General features: G+C 74.7%; 14 protein-coding genes. 7 read left to right on the forward strand and 7 right to left on the reverse strand.

Annotated features, from left to right (window positions below; translation table 11 throughout):
- Nucleotides 1–273: 273 nt before the first annotated feature.
- Both aceE and ABGB06_RS10490 read left to right on the forward strand, forming a co-directional pair.
- Nucleotides 274–3006 carry a pyruvate dehydrogenase (acetyl-transferring), homodimeric type gene (aceE, locus tag ABGB06_RS10485; protein ID WP_347587664.1) on the forward strand — a complete coding sequence of 911 codons (2733 nt, stop codon included), beginning with the start codon at nt 274–276 and terminating at the stop codon, nt 3004–3006.
- A gap of 354 nt (nt 3007–3360) precedes the next feature.
- The gene (locus ABGB06_RS10490) at nt 3361–4245 is read left to right on the forward strand and encodes a DUF4429 domain-containing protein (protein ID WP_347587666.1); all 885 of its coding nucleotides are present in this window, start codon (nt 3361–3363) and stop codon (nt 4243–4245) included.
- A gap of 515 nt (nt 4246–4760) precedes the next feature.
- Here the strand turns inward: ABGB06_RS10490 and ABGB06_RS10495 are convergent.
- Entirely contained in the window at nt 4761–5789 is a 1029-nt protein-coding gene (locus tag ABGB06_RS10495) for an aldo/keto reductase (RefSeq protein ID WP_347587668.1), read from the reverse strand.
- Nucleotides 5786–6187: a MerR family transcriptional regulator gene (locus ABGB06_RS10500; RefSeq protein ID WP_347588388.1), complete on the reverse strand. Its 402-nt coding sequence runs from the start codon at nt 6185–6187 to the stop codon at nt 5786–5788. The genes ABGB06_RS10495 and ABGB06_RS10500 overlap by 4 nt, the downstream gene beginning before the upstream one ends.
- A 505-nt stretch (nt 6188–6692) precedes the next feature.
- Here ABGB06_RS10500 and ABGB06_RS10505 point away from each other — a divergent pair.
- Entirely contained in the window at nt 6693–7538 is an 846-nt protein-coding gene (locus ABGB06_RS10505; protein WP_347587670.1) for a serine hydrolase domain-containing protein, read from the forward strand.
- A 461-nt stretch (nt 7539–7999) separates the two neighbouring features.
- Here the strand turns inward: ABGB06_RS10505 and ABGB06_RS10510 are convergent, their stop codons facing one another.
- The 5 genes from ABGB06_RS10510 to ABGB06_RS10530 form a co-directional block, all read right to left on the reverse strand.
- Nucleotides 8000–8671: a pirin family protein gene (locus ABGB06_RS10510; RefSeq protein ID WP_347587672.1), complete on the reverse strand. Its 672-nt coding sequence runs from the start codon at nt 8669–8671 to the stop codon at nt 8000–8002.
- A gap of 28 nt (nt 8672–8699) precedes the next feature.
- Nucleotides 8700–9854: a serine hydrolase domain-containing protein gene (locus ABGB06_RS10515; protein ID WP_347587674.1), complete on the reverse strand. Its 1155-nt coding sequence runs from the start codon at nt 9852–9854 to the stop codon at nt 8700–8702.
- 73 nt (nt 9855–9927) lie between these two features.
- A complete protein-coding gene (locus ABGB06_RS10520) occupies nt 9928–10737 on the reverse strand; it encodes an ABC transporter permease subunit (RefSeq protein ID WP_347587675.1) in 810 nt (269 codons plus the stop codon).
- Nucleotides 10734–12197, reverse strand: coding sequence for a DUF1349 domain-containing protein (locus tag ABGB06_RS10525; protein ID WP_347587676.1), 1464 nt, complete (start codon nt 12195–12197; stop codon nt 10734–10736). The genes ABGB06_RS10520 and ABGB06_RS10525 overlap by 4 nt, the downstream gene beginning before the upstream one ends.
- Nucleotides 12198–12202: 5 nt before the next feature.
- Nucleotides 12203–13135 carry an ATP-binding cassette domain-containing protein gene (locus ABGB06_RS10530; protein ID WP_347587677.1) on the reverse strand — a complete coding sequence of 311 codons (933 nt, stop codon included), beginning with the start codon at nt 13133–13135 and terminating at the stop codon, nt 12203–12205.
- 167 nt (nt 13136–13302) lie between these two features.
- On the opposite strand from ABGB06_RS10530, the gene ABGB06_RS10535 reads away from it, so the two are divergent.
- The 4 genes from ABGB06_RS10535 (at nt 13303) to ABGB06_RS10550 (ending at nt 18311) form a co-directional block, all read left to right on the forward strand.
- A complete protein-coding gene (locus tag ABGB06_RS10535) occupies nt 13303–14361 on the forward strand; it encodes a histidine kinase (RefSeq protein ID WP_347587678.1) in 1059 nt (352 codons plus the stop codon).
- A gap of 361 nt (nt 14362–14722) precedes the next feature.
- Entirely contained in the window at nt 14723–15406 is a 684-nt protein-coding gene (locus ABGB06_RS10540; protein WP_347587680.1) for a response regulator transcription factor, read from the forward strand.
- A gap of 636 nt (nt 15407–16042) precedes the next feature.
- Entirely contained in the window at nt 16043–17233 is a 1191-nt protein-coding gene (locus ABGB06_RS10545) for a helix-turn-helix domain-containing protein (RefSeq protein WP_347588390.1), read from the forward strand.
- Nucleotides 17234–17342: 109 nt separating this feature from the next.
- Entirely contained in the window at nt 17343–18311 is a 969-nt protein-coding gene (locus ABGB06_RS10550; RefSeq protein ID WP_347587682.1) for an ACP S-malonyltransferase, read from the forward strand.
- The last annotated feature ends 8 nt before the right edge of the window (nt 18312–18319 follow it).

The following is an 18319-nucleotide window of genomic DNA, read 5'->3' on the forward strand; positions in this document are numbered from 1 at the left end:
CCCGCCTGCGAGCCCGCCCGAACGTTGACGCCTTGGTCCACGCTACTGGGCCACTCACCCGTTCCACATCAGCGCCGCGAGTCGGGACCGGCGGGACGTCCCGGCGTGATCTGTGCCATACCGGGGCGAGCCCCGCCCCGGGGTGCCCCGGCGCACGGCCACGTGGCGGGGGGATTACCGTCCAGTAGAGATGACGTTTCACCTTCGTCGGGGGCACGATGGAGAGCGGCGCGACACCAGCAGAGCAGACAACACTCACAGTGAAGGAACAGTGTGGCTTCCGGATCAGATCGCAACCCGATCATCATTGGCGGCCTTCCTAGCCAGGTCCCGGATTTCGATCCTGAGGAGACCCAGGAGTGGCTCGACTCGCTCGACGCGGCCGTGGACCAACGCGGCCGGGAACGCGCCCGCTACCTCATGCTCCGGCTGATCGAGCGCGCCCGCGAGAAGCGCGTGGCCGTGCCCGAGATGCGCAGCACGGACTACGTCAACACGATCGCCACGAAGGACGAGCCGTTCTTCCCCGGTAACGAGGAGATCGAGCGGAGGATACTGAACGCCACCCGCTGGAACGCGGCCGTGATGGTCTCGCGCGCCCAGCGGCCCGGCATCGGCGTCGGCGGTCACATCGCCACCTTCGCCTCGTCCGCCTCGCTCTACGACGTGGGCTTCAACCACTTCTTCCGCGGCAAGGACGGCGGCGACAGCGGCGACCAGGTGTTCTTCCAGGGACACGCCTCGCCTGGCGTCTACGCCCGCGCCTTCCTGCTCGACCGGCTCTCCGAGGAGAGCCTGGACGCGTTCCGGCAGGAGAAGTCCAAGGCCCCGCACGGCCTGTCCAGCTATCCGCACCCGCGGATGATGCCGGACTTCTGGGAGTTCCCGACGGTGTCCATGGGCCTCGGCCCGATCAGCGCGATCTACCAGGCCCGGATGAACCGGTACCTGCACGCGCGCGGGATCGCCGACACCTCGCGCTCCCAGGTGTGGGCCTTCCTCGGCGACGGCGAGATGGACGAGCCGGAGTCGCTCGGCCAGCTGTCCATCGCGGCCCGCGAGGGCCTGGACAACCTCACCTTCGTCGTCAACTGCAACCTGCAGCGCCTGGACGGCCCGGTGCGCGGCAACGGCAAGATCATCCAGGAGCTGGAGTCCGTCTTCCGCGGCGCCGGCTGGAACGTGATCAAGCTGGTCTGGGACCGCTCCTGGGACCCGCTGCTCGCGCAGGACCGGGACGGCGTGCTGGTCAACAAGCTGAACACCACGCCGGACGGGCAGTTCCAGACGTACGCCACGGAGACCGGCGCGTACATCAGGGACCACTTCTTCGGCGGCGACTCGCGGCTGCGGTCCATGGTCGAAGGCATGACCGACGACCAGATCCTGCACCTGGGCCGCGGCGGCCACGACCACCGCAAGGTGTACGCGGCGTACAAGGCCGCGGTGGAGCACCAGGGCCAGCCGACGGTGATCCTCGCCCAGACGATCAAGGGGTGGACGCTCGGCCCGAGCTTCGAGGGCCGCAACGCCACACACCAGATGAAGAAGCTGACGGTCGCCGACCTGAAGGGCTTCCGGGACCGGCTGCGGCTGCCGATTCCCGACAGCGAACTGGAGTCCGGGCTGCCCCCGTACTACCACCCGGGTCGGGACTCCGAGGAGATCCAGTACATGCACGACCGCCGGCAGGACCTCGGCGGGTACCTGCCGAAGCGGGTGAACCGCGCCAAGCCGTTGGTGCTGCCCGGCGACAAGGCGTACGCGGCGGTCAGGAAGGGCTCGGGCCAGCAGCAGGTCGCCACCACCATGGCGTTCGTGCGGCTGCTCAAGGACCTGATGCGGGACAAGGAGATCGGCAAGCGTTTCGTGCCGATCGCGCCGGACGAGTACCGCACGTTCGGCATGGACTCGCTCTTCCCGTCGGCCAAGATCTACAATCCGCTCGGGCAGACGTACGAGTCGGTCGACCGTGACCTGCTGCTGTCCTACAAGGAGTCGCCGACCGGGCAGATGCTGCACGACGGCATCACCGAGGCCGGCTGCACGGCGTCGCTGATCGCCGCGGGCTCCTCGTACGCCACGCACGGCGAGCCGCTGATCCCGATCTACGTCTTCTACTCGATGTTCGGTTTCCAGCGGACCGGCGACCAGTTCTGGCAGATGGGCGACCAGCTCGCGCGCGGCTTCGTGCTGGGCGCGACCGCCGGGCGCACGACGCTGACCGGTGAGGGCACGCAGCACGCCGACGGGCACTCCCAGCTGCTGGCCTCGACGAACCCGGCCTGCGTGGCCTACGACCCGGCCTTCGGGTACGAGATCGCGCATATCGTCAAGGACGGGCTGCGCCGGATGTACGGCGAGGACTCCGAGGACGTCTTCTACTACCTCACGGTCTACAACGAGCCGATCGTCCAGCCGGCCGAGCCGGAGGACGTGGACGCCGAGGGCATCGTCAAGGGCCTGTACCGGCTGAGGACCGGCGAGGGCGGCAACGTACCCGCGCAGATCCTGGCCTCCGGCGTGGCCGTGCCGTGGGCGCTGGAGGCCCAGCGGATGCTGGCCGAGGAGTGGGACGTGCGGGCCGACGTCTGGTCCGCCACCTCGTGGAACGAGCTCCGCAGGGACGCGGTGGCGGCCGAGCAGCACAACCTGCTGCACCCGGAGGAGGAGCAGCGCGTGCCGTACGTGACGCGCAAGCTGTCCGGGGCGCAGGGCCCGGTGGTCGCGGTGTCCGACTGGATGCGCTCGGTGCCCGACCAGATCGCCCGCTGGGTGCCCGGCACGTACCAGTCGCTGGGCGGCGACGGCTTCGGCTTCGCCGACACCCGTGGCGCGGCGCGGCGGTTCTTCCACATCGACGCGCCGTCGATCGTGCTCGGGGTGCTGACCGAGCTCGCCAAGGAGGGCAAGATCGACCGCTCGGTGCTCAAGCAGGCCATCGACCGCTACCAGCTGCTCGACGTGGCGGCGGCCGACCCGGGCAGCGCGGGCGGCGACGCGTAGCCGCTTCCCGCGGCGTGACCTGGCGTGGGTCCCCGCGCCCCTCTGGGGGCGCGGGGACCCACTGCGTTGCGGACGCCGCCAACCGCCGGCGTGATGCCGCGGCCCCGGCTGGGCGCGGCGGGCCACGGCACGAGGTGCCGGGTGGCCGACGGCCGCGTGGCAACGGGTGAGCCGACGGAGTGGTCGGCTGCCACGCGCGCGTTCGGCCGCGCCGGAGGCGCGTCGGTCGGGGTCGCGCGCCGGGCGTGCGGATGAGGAGAGGGGGCGCAGCATAGCCGGAATGGCGAGGAGACGCCCGTGACACGCGCTCCAGAGGCAGTGGATTCACCAGTCTGGGCCCTTACGATGACCCGCATGGGTGATGTGCTGGCGGGAATCCACTCCACTTGGGAGTTCGACACCGATTCCGTGCTCATCCGCTTCGAACGGGGAATTCGAACGCCGAAGCTCTTCCAGGTCCTGGGCGAGCGCCGCATCCCGTACGAGGCGTTGCGCTCGGTAACACTTGAGCCCGGGAGCAGAAAGGGCACGGTGGTGCTGCACGCCGTGCCTCGCCCCGGGGCCGATCCGCTGCTGGAGGCCGCCGCGGGGCAACTGCGGACGGCCGCCGATCCGTACCGCCTGGTGCTGCCGGCCGAACGGGAGACCCTGGCGGACTACTACGCGAGCGAGTTGCGCTCGGCGCTCGTTCCCCAGCCGGACGAGGAGTGCGGGGACTACCTGGTCACGGCGCCGACGGTGCCGCTGCAGTTCAAGGCCTTCGACGCGAAGGTGGCGTTCGACGGAAAGGTGGTCTCCTTCCGCTGGTTCTGGACGGGCGCGTCGTCCGCCAAGTGGAAGGCCGGGGACCAGTCGTTTCCGGTCAGCGAGCTGGCCGGCGTCGAGTGGCGCTCCCCCGAGATAGCCGGCGGGCACCTGCGGCTGCGCCGGCGCGGTCCGGACGGATCGCCCGAGGAGGTCAGCGGCCCGGCCGACCAGGACCCGGCCGCCGTGGTCTTCGGCCTCGGGTACGGACTGGTGCACGAGTCGCTGCCGCTGGCCGCCGCCGTGCTGGAGGCGGTCCGCGCGGCGGAGCCCGACCTGGGAGACCCCCTCGACGGCGGCGGGCGACGCACCCGCCGGGCCAACCCGGCGGACATAGCGGAGCGCATCCGCCACCTCGGGGACCTGCACAAGGACGGCCTGCTGACCGACGAGGAGTTCACCACGAAGAAGGCCGAACTACTCGCCGAACTCTAGGCGCGTAGCCCTTACCGGGCGGAAAGCCCCGGAACGGCCCGCGCCCCGGTTCCGGAGGCGCTCCGCGGGCGGCATCCCGCCCGGATCCCCTTCCGGGTCAGGCCCGGAAGGGGATCCGGGGCGTGCTCGCCGAGTGCCGTGCCCCGGCCCAGGTTCGGCGGTCCGGGAGGCGCCCTCTCACCGGGCGGGTAGCCGTGGTGCCGAGCGGACCCCGGTCGGGGTCCGGGGATGACGGCCGCCGGCGGCGCGTCCGCGGGTCGGGCCGCCATGTCACGCGATCGGGGCCGGCGCATCGCCAGCCCCGGCCTCCGGGGCGCGGAGGGCCGGTCCAGCCAGCGCGGGGACCGCCACGTCCGGCCTCGCGCCGCCCTCCCACGCGAATCCGCCGGCGCCGGCAGCGCAGCCGGGAATCGGGCCAGCGTGCTACGCGGTCGGGGCGCGCGCCCGGGCCCGGCGAGGAGCCGGGGCCCGGGCGCCGCGACCTCAGGTCGCGGGGTGGCCGAGCCGACCGCAGGTCATTCGCGGCCGGCGGAGGTGAAGGACATGTCGGGGTAGCGGTCGCCCGTGACCCGTTCCGCGATCTGGTTCAGCTCCGACAGCTCCGCGTCGTCCAGCTCGATCCGGCTCGCCGCCGTGTTCTCGGCCACCCGGGCCGGCCTGCGGGTGCCGGGGATCGGGACGACCGGCAGGTCCCACAGCCGGGCCTGCTGGTGCACCCAGGCCAGGGCGATCTGCCCCAGGCTGGCGTCGTGCGCCTTGGCGATCGCCCGGATGGGCTCCAGCAGCTCCCGGTTGGCCGCCGCGTTGGCGCCCTGGTAGCGCGGCTGGGTGCGCCGGAAGTCGTCGGCGCTCAGCTCCGTGTTGGCATCCGCGAACGCTCCGGTCAGGAAGCCGCGGCCGAGCGGCGAGTAGGGCACGAAGGCGACGCCGAGTTCGGCGGCGGCCGGCACGACGGTGCGTTCCACGTCCCGGGAGAAGAGCGACCACTCGGACTGGACCGCGGCGATCGGGTGCACCGCGTGGGCCGCGCGCAGTTCCTCGCCGGTGACCTCGCTCAGGCCCAACCACCGCACCTTGCCCTCGGCGACCAGCTCGGCCATCGCGCCGACGGCGTCCTCGATCGGCACGGCCAGGTCGCGGCGGTGCATGTAGTACAGGTCGATCACGTCGACGTCCAGCCGGCGCAGGCTGTTCTCCACGCACTGCTGGACGTACGGCCGGTCGTTGCGGGTGCCCCGCTTCGACGGGTCGTCGGGGTCGAGCACGATGCCGAACTTGGTGGCGATGGTGACCTCGTCCCGGTGCGCCCGGAAGAACGGCGAGAGGAAGGTCTCGTTCTCCCCCGACCCGTACATGTCCGCCGTGTCGTAGAGGGTGACCCCGAGCTCCAGGGCGCGGTCCAGCGTGGCGCGGGCCTCGTCCGCGTCGGTCGGGCCGTAGGCGAAGCTCATGCCCATGCAGCCCAGGCCCTGCACGCCGACCTCGGGGCCGTCCGCGCCAAGCCGAACGGTGGCGAGCGGAGTGTCGTTCGCGGGTGTGCTCATGCGGAGGTTTCAGACCTTTCCGACACCCGTGGGGCGTCAGCGTAGATGTCGATCTTGAAGTCGAGCACCGCCAGTGTGCCCTGCAACTCTGCGATGCGGCGACGCACGTCCTCCCGCGTGGCACAGAGCAGCGCGTGGCGCTCGGCGAAGGTGTGGTCGCCCTGCCGTACCAGATCGGCGTAGCGGACCATGTCCGCGACCGCCATTCCGGTCAGCCTCAGCTTGCCGACCAGGGCGAGCCAGTCCAGGTCCCGGTTGGTGTACCTGCGCTGTCCGGTGTGCGAACGATCGATGTGCGGCATCAGCCCGATCCGCTCGTACCAGCGCAGCGTGTGGGCGCTCAGCCCGGTGTGCGCGGCGACCTCGGAGATGGTGTAACGGTCCCGCCCGTCGGGCATCGGGTGCGGGCGCTCGACCGAGGCGCAGTGGTCGACGTCGTCACCCTCGTCGACGGGCTCGATGCTCCCGACGGGTTTCAGGGTCTCGCGTGTCAGGGTCATGGACTCACGCTAGAACCTTGGAGTGCACTCCAGGCAATACCCGTCGCCGGGAAGCCGCGGCCGGCACAGCGTCAGGCTACCGTCGGACCCGCGTGTCAGGATCGGGGCGACGGCCACGAATCGTCGGCGGACGGCGCCGCCGCGGCGCCCGCGCGGGTGAGGAGGCCACGCGGTGGGGCTCGTGCTGAACGGTACTCCGGCGCCGCGGAGCCGGCGGCGCCTGCCGGGGAGACGTTCGCCGGCGCGGTGCGGCGGTCGGGGGAACGCCGGGTCGCCGTCGCCATGACCGACGGGCCGCGCGCGGGCCTGGCGCTGGTGGAGAGCCTGGACGCCGGCCCGCGGACGGCCCGGAGGGGTGCCCGGCCGACGACTCGCATCACCCGTTCGCGTTACGCTCGGCCCCATGGCTGACCGTACGGGCCTGACGAGCCTGGAGATGATCGACAGCTGGCCGGTGCCGCACGCGGCCGCGGCCGTGCTCACCGGCGACGGCGAGCTGGCGGGCTCGCGCGGGCCCGCCGACCTGCCGTTCCAACTCGCCTCGGTCACCAAGCCGCTGACCGCCTACGCCGTGCTGATCGCCGTCGAGGAGGGCGCGACGGAGCTGTCCGAGCCGGCGGGACCGGCGGGATCCACGGTGCGGCACCTGCTGGCGCACGCCTCGGGCCTGGCCTTCGACGAGCACCGCACGGTCGCCGAACCGGGCGAGCGCCGGCTGTACTCCAACGCCGGCTTCGAGGTGCTCGGCGATCATGTGGCCAAGGCCGCGGGCATGCCGTTCGCGGAGTACCTGCGGCAGGCCGTGCTGGAGCCGCTCGGCATGAACGCCACGGAGCTGCCGGGGTCGCCGGCCAAGGACGGCGTCTCGACGCTGGCCGACCTGACCCGGTTCGCCGCCGAGCTGCTCGCGCCACGGCTGCTGGCCCCGGAGACCCTGCGGGAGGCGACGGCCGTGGTGTACCCCGGGCTCAACGGCGTGCTGCCCGGCTACGGCCACCAGCGGCCGAACGACTGGGGCCTCGGCTTCTCGATCCGCGACCACAAGTCCCCGCACTGGACCGGCGCCACGTCCTCGCCGCGCACCTTCGGCCATTTCGGCCAGGCCGGCACGTTCCTGTGGGTCGACCCGGAGGCGGCCTCGGGCGCCGGCGCGGCCTGCGTAGCCCTCACCGACCGCGCCTTCGGCCCCTGGTCCACGGAGTCCTGGCCCGCCTTCACCGACGCGGTGCTCGCGGAGCTGAGCGCTTAGCACACGGCGCCTTGCCGGCGCGCCCGCCCCGACGGCCCTGACCGTGGCGGCTGGCCCCGCCCGCCCCTCGTGCCGGTGCCCGTAGCCGGTCCAGAGCCGCAGCGGCGGGCCGGCCTCGGGCTCCGCCCGGGGACTGGACTGGGCTGCTTCCGGTGCCCGACCGGTGCGGTCGCGCGGTCGACCGGCCTCCGCCCGGCGACCCGTCCCCCCGGACGGGCTGGGCCCCGGAGCCCGGGCGGGCCAACCTTCACCCACACCGTCCTCGCCGACCCAAGCGCGCGGCGCCTGGCCGGCGCAGGGCCCGTGCCGACGGCCTGACCGGGGCGTCCGGGCAGGCGGGGCGTGCGAAACCGGTCCGGAGCCGGGACACCGGGCACGGTGACGGCCGGGCGCCGCCCGGTGGGCCGTTTCTCGGGCGGGCCGGGCCACGGCGGGCCGGCCCGCCCGCCCGCCGTGGCCGGTCACACCCCGGCAAGGGGCCCGTGCAGCTCCCAGACGAGGAGTTCGGCCTCGTCGGGGGCGTGGGCGGCCAGCTCGCCGGCGGCGGTGGCGCGGAGGGCGTCGCCCGCGGTCAGCACCTCGTCGGCGAGGCGCACCGTCCCGCGCACCACGTGCAGGTACACGAGGGGCGCGGCCGGGACCGCGGTGCGGGCGCCGTCGCGCAGCCGCCGCACGTGCAGCACCGCGTCGGTGCGCGGCAGCGCGTAGGGCGTGCCGTCCGCGATGCCGCGCACCACCTCGTACTCCGGTGGGCCGCCCGGCTCCCCGGCCACCAGCCACATCTGCAGGAAGCGCAACGGCGCGGGCCCGGCGTTGCGCTCCACGTGCCGGACGCCGGAGCCGGCGGTGAGCCGCTGCACGTCGCCGGGGCGGACCGTGCCGACCCGGCCCGACGAGTCCTCGTGGGTCAGCTCGCCCTCGATCACCCAGCTGACGATCTCCAGGTCCCGGTGCGGATGCTCGTCGAAGCCCGCACCCGGCGCGAGCCGCTCCTCGTTGCACGCGGTGAGCGGGCCGAACCGGACGTTGGCGGGGTCGTAGAAGCCGGCGAAGGAGAACGCGTGCCGGGTGTCGATCCCGGCGGCCGGATCGCCGCCCGGATACCGCTGGCCGGATCGCCACACCTCAAGCATGGGCCCACGGTAGCGGGGCGGCGTGCCGTCAGTCGGCGTCCCTGGCCAGCGCGGCGAGGTCCAGGGAGAACTCGGGCTCCTGTTCGTCCAGGTCCCATTCGCCGTCCCGGTAGGCGCTGTTGCTGACCCAGAACACCATCGTCCCCTCGTCGGGGAGCTGCGCGTACCGGCAGAGCGACCAGTCGTTGCCACCGTTGTGGGTGACGACGGTGCCGCGGTCCGGCACCTCGGCGATCACCCAGCCGTAGCCGTAGAACGTGCCGAGGCCGGGCTCGGGCACGTGGGGCTCCCACATCAGGTCCTTGGCGCGCTGGTCCAGCACGTCGTCGCCCGCCAGCGCCCGGTACCAGGCGAGCATGTCCGTGGCCGTGGACAGCAGGCCGCCGTTGCCGCGCAGGTTCCAGTGCGGTCCGTCGTCGGCCCAGGGGTGCTCGTACGGCCGGCCGTGCGGCGTGCCATGGCGGTCGTACTCCACCGCGACGCGTTCGGGGTCCCAGTCGGGGAGCACGTAGCCGGTCCGGGTCATGCCGGCCGGCTCGAACAGCTCGTCGCGCAGGAACCGCTCGTAGTCCCGGCCCGAGACGACCTCGACGAGGGCGGCGAGCAGGCTGTACCCCACGTTCGAGTAGTGGTACTCGTCGCCGGGGGCGGAGACCGGCTCGGCCGCCAGGGCGCCGGTGATCATCTCCTCTCGGGACAGCGGGTCGTAGTCGTCGCCGAGCGCCTCCGGGAGCCCGGCGGTGTGCGTCAGCAGCTGGTGCACGGTGATGCCGCGCCCGTCCTCCGGCGGCCGGCCGAGGTAGCGGCTGACCGGCGCGTCGAGCTCGATGTCGCCGCTCGACTCCAGCACCAGCACGGCCGCGGCGGTGAACGACTTGGTGACGGAGCCGATGTCGTACACGGTGTCGCAGTCCGCCGCCGTGCCGGCGGCGCGGTCGGCCAGCCCGCGCCCCTCGCAGGCGACGGGCTCGCCGTCGCGGGCGAGGAGCACGGTGCCGCCGGCGCCGTCGGGCCAGTGCTCGTCGAGGTAGCGGTCGAGCGACCCGAGTTCCCCGAACGGCTCGGCCGAGGGGTCGCCGCGGTCCGAGGGCGGGGCGAATCGTTCCTTCTCCTGGGCCCCGCAGGCCGCGGCCCCGAGGGCCAGGGCGGTGACGAGGAGCAGGGCGACGTGGTTTCGGCGCATGACTCTCCTGAGGTGCGGAACGAGGGTGGTGGGCGCGGTGGACGGCCGCGGGTGGGTGGGCGCCGGTCGCGGGTCAGGCGGCGTCCCGCCGGACGAACAGCAGCCCGCCCAGGCACAGGGCCGCGGCGGCGTAGCCGGCGAGCACGCCGAGCCCGGCCCACGGCCCGACGGGCAGTTCGGCCAGGTTCCTGGTGGCCTGCACGGCCAGCCCCGCGTCCATCGGGGCGAGCCGCGCCAGGCGCTCCCGCCACCGCTCGTCGGCGACCATCTCGACGACGACGGGCGCGAGGAACAGCAGGCCCAGCACGGTGCTGACGGCCGCCGCGCTCTCCCGGACCGCGACGCCGACGCCGAGCGCGAGCAGCGCGATCAGCACCAGGTAGAGCACGGTTCCGGCGGCGGCCCGCAGCGTCGGCCCGTCGGCCAGCGACAGCGCCGGGTAACCGTGGGCGGGTGTGAAGCCGTTGCCCGGCAGCAGCAGCCGGCCGACGGCCAACGAGCCGAGGGTGCCGGCCGCGCCCGCCACCAGCACGGTGGCCGCGACGACGAGCGCCTTCGCGCGCAGCACGACCAGCCGCCGCGGGGTGGCGGCGAGCGTGGTCTGGATGGTGCCGGTGGCGTACTCGCCGCCGATCACCAGGATGGCGAGCACCACGGCCGGCACCTGCCCGAACCGCACGCCGGCGAGGCTGAGCCTGACGACGTCCTCGTGGCAGCCGGCCGGCGTCGGGCAGTTGCCGGTGTCCACGGGCGCGACGGTCGCGGCGCCGGCCAGCACCGTGGCCGCCGCGACGGCCACCACGAGCCACGGCAGCAGCGGCAGGGTGCGCAGCTTCGTCCACTCCGCGCGCACCGCGGACGGGGCGGGACCCGGCCGGTTCACACGTCGCTCCGGCGCAGCCGCCAGCCGCCGAACGCCAGCGCCACGGCCGCGTAGCAGCAGGTCACGCCGAGCCCGGCCCACGGCCCGATCGCGGTGTCGTAGCGCGGCACGGTCTGCTGGATCGCGAAGCCGGCGGCCGGGCTGAGCCGGTCCAGCCAGGCCGCGGCGGACAGCGGCAGCCCGCTGGAGACGATCTGCGGCACCAGCACGAGCAGCAGCACCACGGTGATCGCGGCCGGACCGCGGCGCAGCGCCGTGGCGACGCCGAGGCTGAACAGCGCGACGAGGGCCACCAGCGCGGCCGTGCCCAGCGCCGCCCGCAGCACCGGCCCTTCGGCGAGGGACGCCGTGGGCAGGCCGTTGGACTCCCGCAGCGGTGCGGAGAGCAACAGCGCGCCGCACGCGGCCAGCGCGCCGGTCAGGAACGTGACCCCGGCCAGCACCACCGCCTTGGCCGCCAGCGCCCGCCCCCGCCGCGGGCTCGCGGCCAGGGTGGCGCGGATCGCGCCCCACCGGTACTCGGCGGCGCCGAACAACACGGCGAGGGTGATCACCGCCATCAGGCCCACCAGCACGGCGCTCAGCGTGTCCCGCGCGGTGTCGTCACCGAACTCGTAGGGCCCGATGTCGCCCGTGCCGGTGAGCGTGAACGTGTCCCCTGACCGGGTGGTCTCGCCGGGCATGCGCGTGGGGTCGCCGTCCCGCCACGCGGCGTCCGACGGCTGCTCGCCCGCCTGTTCGCCAGGCTGTTCGGCGGTCAGCCGCACGCCGTCGAACGTCGCCTCGGCCTCGGTGAACGTGCTGGAGATGCTCTCGGCCCCGAAGGCCCGCTGCACCTCCACGTCGTCGGGCGAGGCGACGAAGAGGCCGATCGTCACGGTCTCCGGCAGCCCGGTCAGCTCGACCGTCCCGATCCGGGACCAGTCCGCGCCGTCCCCGGAGGCGTACGCGGTGACGGAGTCGCCGGCGCGGGTCAGCCGCAGCCAGTACGGGGCGGAGCCCGGGGCGCGGGCGACGTCGTCCCCGAAGTCGTGCTGCAGCCGGAGGCCGTGGTCCGGCGTCACCATGACGGCGGCGTAGGGCGTGCCCGGCACGGCGTCGGCGCGGACCATCAGGCCGGCCTTGGCCCAGGGGTGGCTGTCCCGCTGCGCCGCCACCCGGGCGACGAGGCTGCCGTCGCCGGTCAGCGGCTGGTGCACGTAGTGGCCCGCGTCCTGGACGCCGGGCCCCGCCGGCTTCAGGTCCCCGCCGCCGCCACCGCCGCCGGCCTGGTTCGCGGTGCCGCCGGCCGCCAGCAGCGCGACCAGCGCCGTCAGCACGACCGCGGCCAGCAGGGTCAGCCGCCACCGCGGCACCGACCTGAGCTTGGTCCACTCGGCCAGCAGCAGCCGGCCGAAGCCGTCGCCGCCGGGTTCGACCGTGCTGCGGTAGGAGACGCGTTCGTCCGTGGTGGTCGTCATGGTCGTCACGCCTCCCGGCCGCCGGTCGCCGCGGCGCGGTAGTCCACCGCGTCGCGGGTGAGCTCCATGTACGCCTCCTCCAGCGAGGCGCGGTGCCCGGCCAGTTCGGAGACGGGCAGGCCGTGCTCGGACAGCAGCGCCGCGACCCGTTCGGCCGGCAGCTCCGACACGACCACCGTCTCGTCGTCCGTGGCGGCCACCGTGGCGCCGGCGTTGGCCAGTACGGTCATCGCCTCGGACCGCCGGGCGGTGCGCAGCCGCACCCGGTCGCGGGACGCCGCGGCGATCAGCTCCGGCACCGTCGCCTCGGCGACCAGCCGGCCGCGGCCGATCACCACCAGATGGTCGGCGCTGCCCTCCAGCTCGCTCATCAGATGGCTGGAGAGCAGCACCGCCCGGCCCTCCGCGGCGAGCGACCGCAGCAGCCCGCGGATCCACCGGACGCCCTCCGGGTCCAGGCCGTTGACCGGCTCGTCGAACATCAGCACCGGCGGGTCGCCGAGCAGCGCGCCGGCGATGCCCAGGCGCTGCCGCATGCCCAGCGAGAAGCCGCCGACCGGCCGCCCCGCCACCTCGGCCAGCCCTACCAGGTCCAGCACGTGGTCCACCCGGCGCGGCGGCACCCCGCCGGCGTGCGCTATCCACCGCAGATGGTCGCGGGCCCGGCGGGCGGGGTGGATCAGGGTGGCGTCGAGCATCGCGCCGACCCGGCACAGCGGGGTCGTCAGCTCCTGGTACGGCAGCCCGCCGACCAGCGCGGTGCCGCCGTCCGGGCGCGCCAGTCCCATGATCATCCGCAGCGTGGTGGACTTCCCCGAGCCGTTGGGCCCGACGAAGCCGGTGACCTGGCCGGCGCCGACCGTGAACGACAGCTCGTCGACGGCGACGGTCGGGCCGTAGCGCTTGGTCAGGCCGCGCACTTCGATGGTTGCTTCCATGGCCAGGAGGCTACGAAGCGGCGGGCCCCGCGGTCGTCCCGCCGGGGAGCCGTCCGTGGCGTCCCCGGGCCGTGGGACGGCCGCGCCGCGCGTCCCCCTGGGGAGGGACGCCGGAACCCTGGCCACGGGGGACGCCGGCCCGGCGGTCCCCGGCGAGAATGGCAGGCATGCCGTCTCCTCCCGCGCTGGTCGACGCGGCGCACCGGGCCGCCGAATGGCGCCGCCCGGTCGCCGGCGTGACGCTCGCGCTGCTCTCGGCCGTGGAGGCCGTCGTCCGGGTGGCCGACCCGGGCGCCGACCTGCCGCTGGCCCTGCTGCTCGGCGTCAGCGCCACGCTGCCGCTGGCGTTCGAGCGCGGCCATCCGGCGGCCGTGGCGGCGGCGATCACCGTGGCCGGCTGCCTGACCATGGTGTTCTACCGGGGCGTGGCGGGCGCGCCGCTCGCCGCGCTGCTCGTCGTCTGGTGGTTGGCCGCCCGGCGGCGGCTGCGCGCCCGGCGCGCCCTGGCCGCCGAACGGGACGCCTCCCGCCGGGCCGTCGAGACCACGCTGCTGGAGCTGACCGCGCGCGGCGAGCGGGCCCGGATCGCGCGGGAGTTGCACGACGTGGTGGCGCACCACATCTCGATGATCTCGGTGCAGGCCGAGACCGCCCGGCTGGCCACCCCGGGGATGCCCGAGGAGGGCGCCAAGCGGCTCCTGGCCATCGGCGACACGGCCAGGACGGCGCTCACCGAGATGCGCAGGCTGCTCGGCGTGCTGCGCGAGGACGCCAGCGCCGAGCCCACCCGGCGGCCGCAGCCGGGACTGGCCCAGCTGCTGGAGCTGGTGGACGAGTCCCGGAACGCGGCGGGCGGGCAGGCCCGGCTCATCGTCCGCGGCCCCGTCACCCCGCTCGACCCGGGCGTGGAGATCGCGGCGTACCGCATCGTCCAGGAGGCGCTGACGAACGCCCGCCGGCACGCCCCGGCCGCGGCGGTGGACGTGGAGCTGGAGTACCGCCCGGACGCGCTGGCGTTGCGGGTGCTGGACAACGGGCCGGGACCGCCGCCGCCCGGCCCCGAGGGCCACGGGCCGGGCGGGGGGCACGGCCTGCTCGGCATGCGGGAGCGGGTCGGCACGGTGGGCGGCGAGCTGCGCGCCGGGCCCGCCCCCCTCGGCGGCTTCCTCGTCGAGGCGCTCCTCCCCACGGCCCGCCCGGACGACACGCAGGGGGCCACCCGATGACGGCCGGCAGCTTCCCGGCGGCGGCACAGCTCCGCGGCACCGACCGGCGGGCACACCGGCCCCCGGTGACGACCGCCGGCAGAGCGCACGAGGCCCCGCGCCGCCCGCCCGAGCCGACGCGGTGGCGCCGCGGCCACCCGATGGCTCCCCCGGAGGCCGTCCCGGCGGGTCGCCCGGGGGCCGCCGAGGTTGCGCCGCCGCCGGTGTCCGGCTCCGGCATCGCCACTGTCGCGGCCACCCGGCCGCCGACCACGCGGACCCTTGGCCCGTTCGTCGCCCCGGGCGACGGCACCCGGAGCGCGGCCCGCCCCCGCGGGCCCGCGCCGGCGGGGGCGGGCCGTCGAGGAAGCGGGGCCACCCGGTGACCGGGGCGGCAAGCCCACCCGTGCGGCTGGTCGTCGCCGACGACCAGGAAGTGGTGCGCGCGGGGTTCGCCGCGCTGCTCGGCACCCAGCCGGACCTCACGGTGGTCGGCACGGCGGCCGACGGCGCGGAGGCGATCCGGGTCTGCCGGGAGCTGCGGCCCGACCTGGTGCTGATGGACGTGCGGATGCCGACCATGGACGGCATCGAGGCCACCCGGCGGATCACCGCCGGCGACGCCGCGCCGCGGATCCTCATGCTGACCACCTTCGACCTGGACGAGCACGTGTACGACGCGCTGCTCGCGGGCGCCAGCGGCTTCCTGCTGAAGGACGTGACGGCGGAGCGGCTCTTCGACGCGGTGCGGGTGGTGGCCGCCGGCGAGGCGTTGCTGGCGCCGAGCGTCACCCGCCGCCTGATCGGGGAGTTCGCCCGGCTCCGCCCGCGACCGGCCGGCCGCGCGCTGGCCGCGCTCACGCCCCGGGAGACGGACGTGCTGCGGCTGGTCGCCGAGGGCCTGTCCAACGCGGAGATCGCCGCGCGCCTGGTGGTCGGCGAGGAGACCGTCAAGACGCACGTGAGCCGGGTGCTGCGCAAGCTGGCACTACGAGACCGGGCGCAGGCGGTGGTGACCGCGTACGAGTCCGGCCTCGTCGTCCCCCGCGGCGACGGCGGCCCCTGACCCCGGCCGACCAGTTCCGGCGGAGCCCGGTCGAGAACACCCCGACCGGCCAGCACGACCAGGCGCGGTGACCGCATACGAGTCAGCGCTGGTCCCCGCCGGCCAGCGCAACCAGGCGCAGGCACGCATGACCGCGCGGAAGTCCGGCCTCGTCGTCCCCCCCGGCGACGGCGGCCCCTGACCCCGGCCGACCAGTTCCGGCGGAGCTGGATCGGGAAGGCCGGAACCGGCCAGCGCCACCGGGCATGGTGACCGCGGACCAGTCGGGACTGGGTCGTCCCCGCGGCGACGGCGGCCGCAACGCCCGCCGGCCGGTCCGGCGGAGCCCGGTCGGGACCGCCCCGCCCCGGCCCGTTGACCAGGGGTGACGCCCGTCGGGCCGGCAGCCGGGCGGCGCGGCGAAAGCGCCGGCCCGCCCGCCCTCGACACCCGGTGATCGGCCCTCGCGGCCGTCCGGTCCGCCGTCCCACCCCACCAGACGCTGCCGCACCAGTAACCCCGCCCGAGAAGCGGCAAGCGCCCCCGCGGGCATGGTGGGCGCCGGGATGAGGCAGGCTGGTTGTCGTGTCCGATGCCTCCGATGCCTCCGGTATCTCCGACGACGAGAAGTCCGCCCAGAGCCCCGCGCGCCCCGACATCAACCCACCCTCGGAGAACTCCGCGTCGCATCAGGCGCACGTCGCCACCGTGCGCCGACTCGAACAGTCGTCGGGGAAGCTCGCCGCCGCCGCCATCTCGCGCATGGACCAGCAGTTGTCCTGGTACCGCGCCATGCCCCCGGAGAACCGGTCCTGGATCGGCCTGGTCGCCCAGGCCGGCATCGCGGCGTTCACCGAGTGGTTCCGGCACCCGGACGCGCCGCAGGCGATCAGCACCGACGTCTTCGGTACCGCGCCGCGCGAGCTGACCCGCGCGATCACCCTGCGGCAGACCGTGGAGATGGTGCGGACCACCATCGAGGTGGTGGAGTCCGCCATCGACGAGATCGCCGCGCCGGGCGGCGAACGCGCGCTGCGCAACGCGATCCTGGTCTACGCCCGGGAGATCGCCTTCGCCACCGCCCAGGTGTACGCCCAGGCCGCGGAGGCGCGGGGCGCCTGGGACGCCCGGCTGGAGTCCCTGGTGGTGAACGCCGTGGTGTCCGGCGAGGCCGACGAGTCCGACGTCTCGCGGGCCGCCGCGCTGGGCTGGAAGGCGCCGGAAAGCGTCACCGTGGTGCTGGGCAGCGCGCCCAACGGGGACAGCGAGCTGACCGTGGAGGCGATCAGGCGGGCCGCCAGGTACGCGAAGCTGCAGGTGCTGACCGGGGTGCTCGGCAAACGGCTGGTGGTGATCGCGGGGGGCAGCGACGATCCGGTGCAGGCGGCGAAGGCGCTGCTCGGCCCGTTCGCCGCGGGCCCCGTGGTGGCGGGACCGGTGGTCGGCGACCTGCTCGACGCCACCCGGTCCGCGCAGGCCGCGGCGGCCGGGCTGCGCGCGGTGGGCGCCTGGCCGGACGCGCCGCGCCCGGTGCACGCCGACGACCTGCTGCCCGAACGCGCCATGGCCGGCGACCCGGTGGCGCGCCAGCTGCTGGTGGACGAGGTCTACCGGCCGCTGGAGGAGGCCGGTTCGGCGCTGCTGGAGACGCTCAGCGTCTACCTGGAACAGGCCAGCAGTCTGGAGGGTGCGGCCAGGATGTTGTTTGTACACCCCAACACCGTCCGCTACCGGCTGCGGCGTGTGACCGACGTCACCGGCTGGCCCCCTTCCGATGTACGATCGGCGTTCACGCTGCGGATCGCCCTGATGCTCGGCCGTCTCGGGGACGACGACGGGCGGCAGTAGCCCGCCGCCGGCTTGACACATGTTTTGTGTGAGGACGACAAATCCCCACGCTGTTCTTCGTCCTCGCCCCCACCCACGCTTCCGGGGCCTGTCGGGAGAGAGTGTGAGGGTGTTGGTACTCGTCGCTCCCGGCCAGGGCTCACAGGCTCCTGGTTTCCTGACTCCGTGGCTCGAACTGCCCGGCGCCGCCGACCGGCTGCGCGCGTGGTCGGACCTGGTGGGTCTTGACCTGGTTCACTACGGCACCGAGGCGGACGCGGAGGAGATCCGCGACACCGCGGTGGCGCAGCCGCTGCTGGTCGCCGGCGCGCTGCTGTCCGCGGCCGCGTTGTTCGGCGACGGCGTCGACGGCGCCGAGGAGGTCGCCGCGCGGCGCGCGGCGGTGGGCGTCACGGCCGGGCACAGCGTGGGCGAGCTGGCGGCGGCCGCGCTCGCCGGGGTGTTCTCGGCGGACGACGCGATGCGGCTCGTCCGCCGCCGGGGCCTGGCCATGGCCGAGGCCGCCGCGGTCACCGACACCGGAATGTCCGCGGTGCTGGGCGGCGATCCGGAGGAGGTCGCGGGCATTCTGGAGAAGCTCGGGCTGACCGCGGCGAACGACAACGGCGGCGGCCAGATCGTCGCCGCCGGCACCACCGAACAGCTGGCCGCCCTCGCCGCCGCCAAGCCGGACCGGGCCCGGGTCCGCCCGCTCCAGGTGGCCGGCGCCTTCCACACGCACCACATGGCCCCGGCCGTGGCGGCCATGAACGAGGCCGTGGCGGGCGTCGAGGTCGCGGATCCGGGAATGCGGTACGTGTCGAACGCGGACGGTGGTCTCGTCGCCGACGGCGGGCAGATCCTGCGGCGGCTGGTGGACCAGGTGTCCAGCCCGGTCCGCTGGGACCTGTGCATGGAAACGTTCCGGCGGCTCGGCGTGACCGGATTCGTCGAGCTGTGTCCCGGTGGCACGCTCGCCGGGCTGGCCAGGCGCAACCTGCCGGACGTGCGGCGGGTCGCGCTCAAGACCCCGGATAACCTGACCGCGGCTCGGGAGCTGATCGCCGAGCACTCCGCCGACGAGGCGACCAAGGCGTAGAGGAGCTA

The organism is Streptomyces sp. B6B3 (assembly GCF_039871525.1).
Classification (GTDB): Bacteria; Actinomycetota; Actinomycetes; order Streptomycetales; family Streptomycetaceae; genus Streptomyces.

Bases quoted from the DNA above. Each gene is read 5' to 3' on its own strand.
- ABGB06_RS10490 (WP_347587666.1), top strand. From the start codon at position 3,361: ATGGGTGATGTGCTGGCGGGAATCCACTCCACTTGGGAGTTCGACACC.
- ABGB06_RS10495 (WP_347587668.1), bottom strand. From the start codon at position 5,789: ATGAGCACACCCGCGAACGACACTCCGCTCGCCACCGTTCGGCTTGGC.
- ABGB06_RS10500 (WP_347588388.1), bottom strand. From the start codon at position 6,187: ATGCCCGACGGGCGGGACCGTTACACCATCTCCGAGGTCGCCGCGCAC.
- ABGB06_RS10505 (WP_347587670.1), top strand. From the start codon at position 6,693: ATGGCTGACCGTACGGGCCTGACGAGCCTGGAGATGATCGACAGCTGG.
- ABGB06_RS10510 (WP_347587672.1), bottom strand. From the start codon at position 8,671: ATGCTTGAGGTGTGGCGATCCGGCCAGCGGTATCCGGGCGGCGATCCG.
- ABGB06_RS10515 (WP_347587674.1), bottom strand. From the start codon at position 9,854: ATGCGCCGAAACCACGTCGCCCTGCTCCTCGTCACCGCCCTGGCCCTC.
- ABGB06_RS10525 (WP_347587676.1), bottom strand. From the start codon at position 12,197: ATGACGACCACCACGGACGAACGCGTCTCCTACCGCAGCACGGTCGAA.
- ABGB06_RS10530 (WP_347587677.1), bottom strand. From the start codon at position 13,135: ATGGAAGCAACCATCGAAGTGCGCGGCCTGACCAAGCGCTACGGCCCG.
- ABGB06_RS10535 (WP_347587678.1), top strand. From the start codon at position 13,303: ATGCCGTCTCCTCCCGCGCTGGTCGACGCGGCGCACCGGGCCGCCGAA.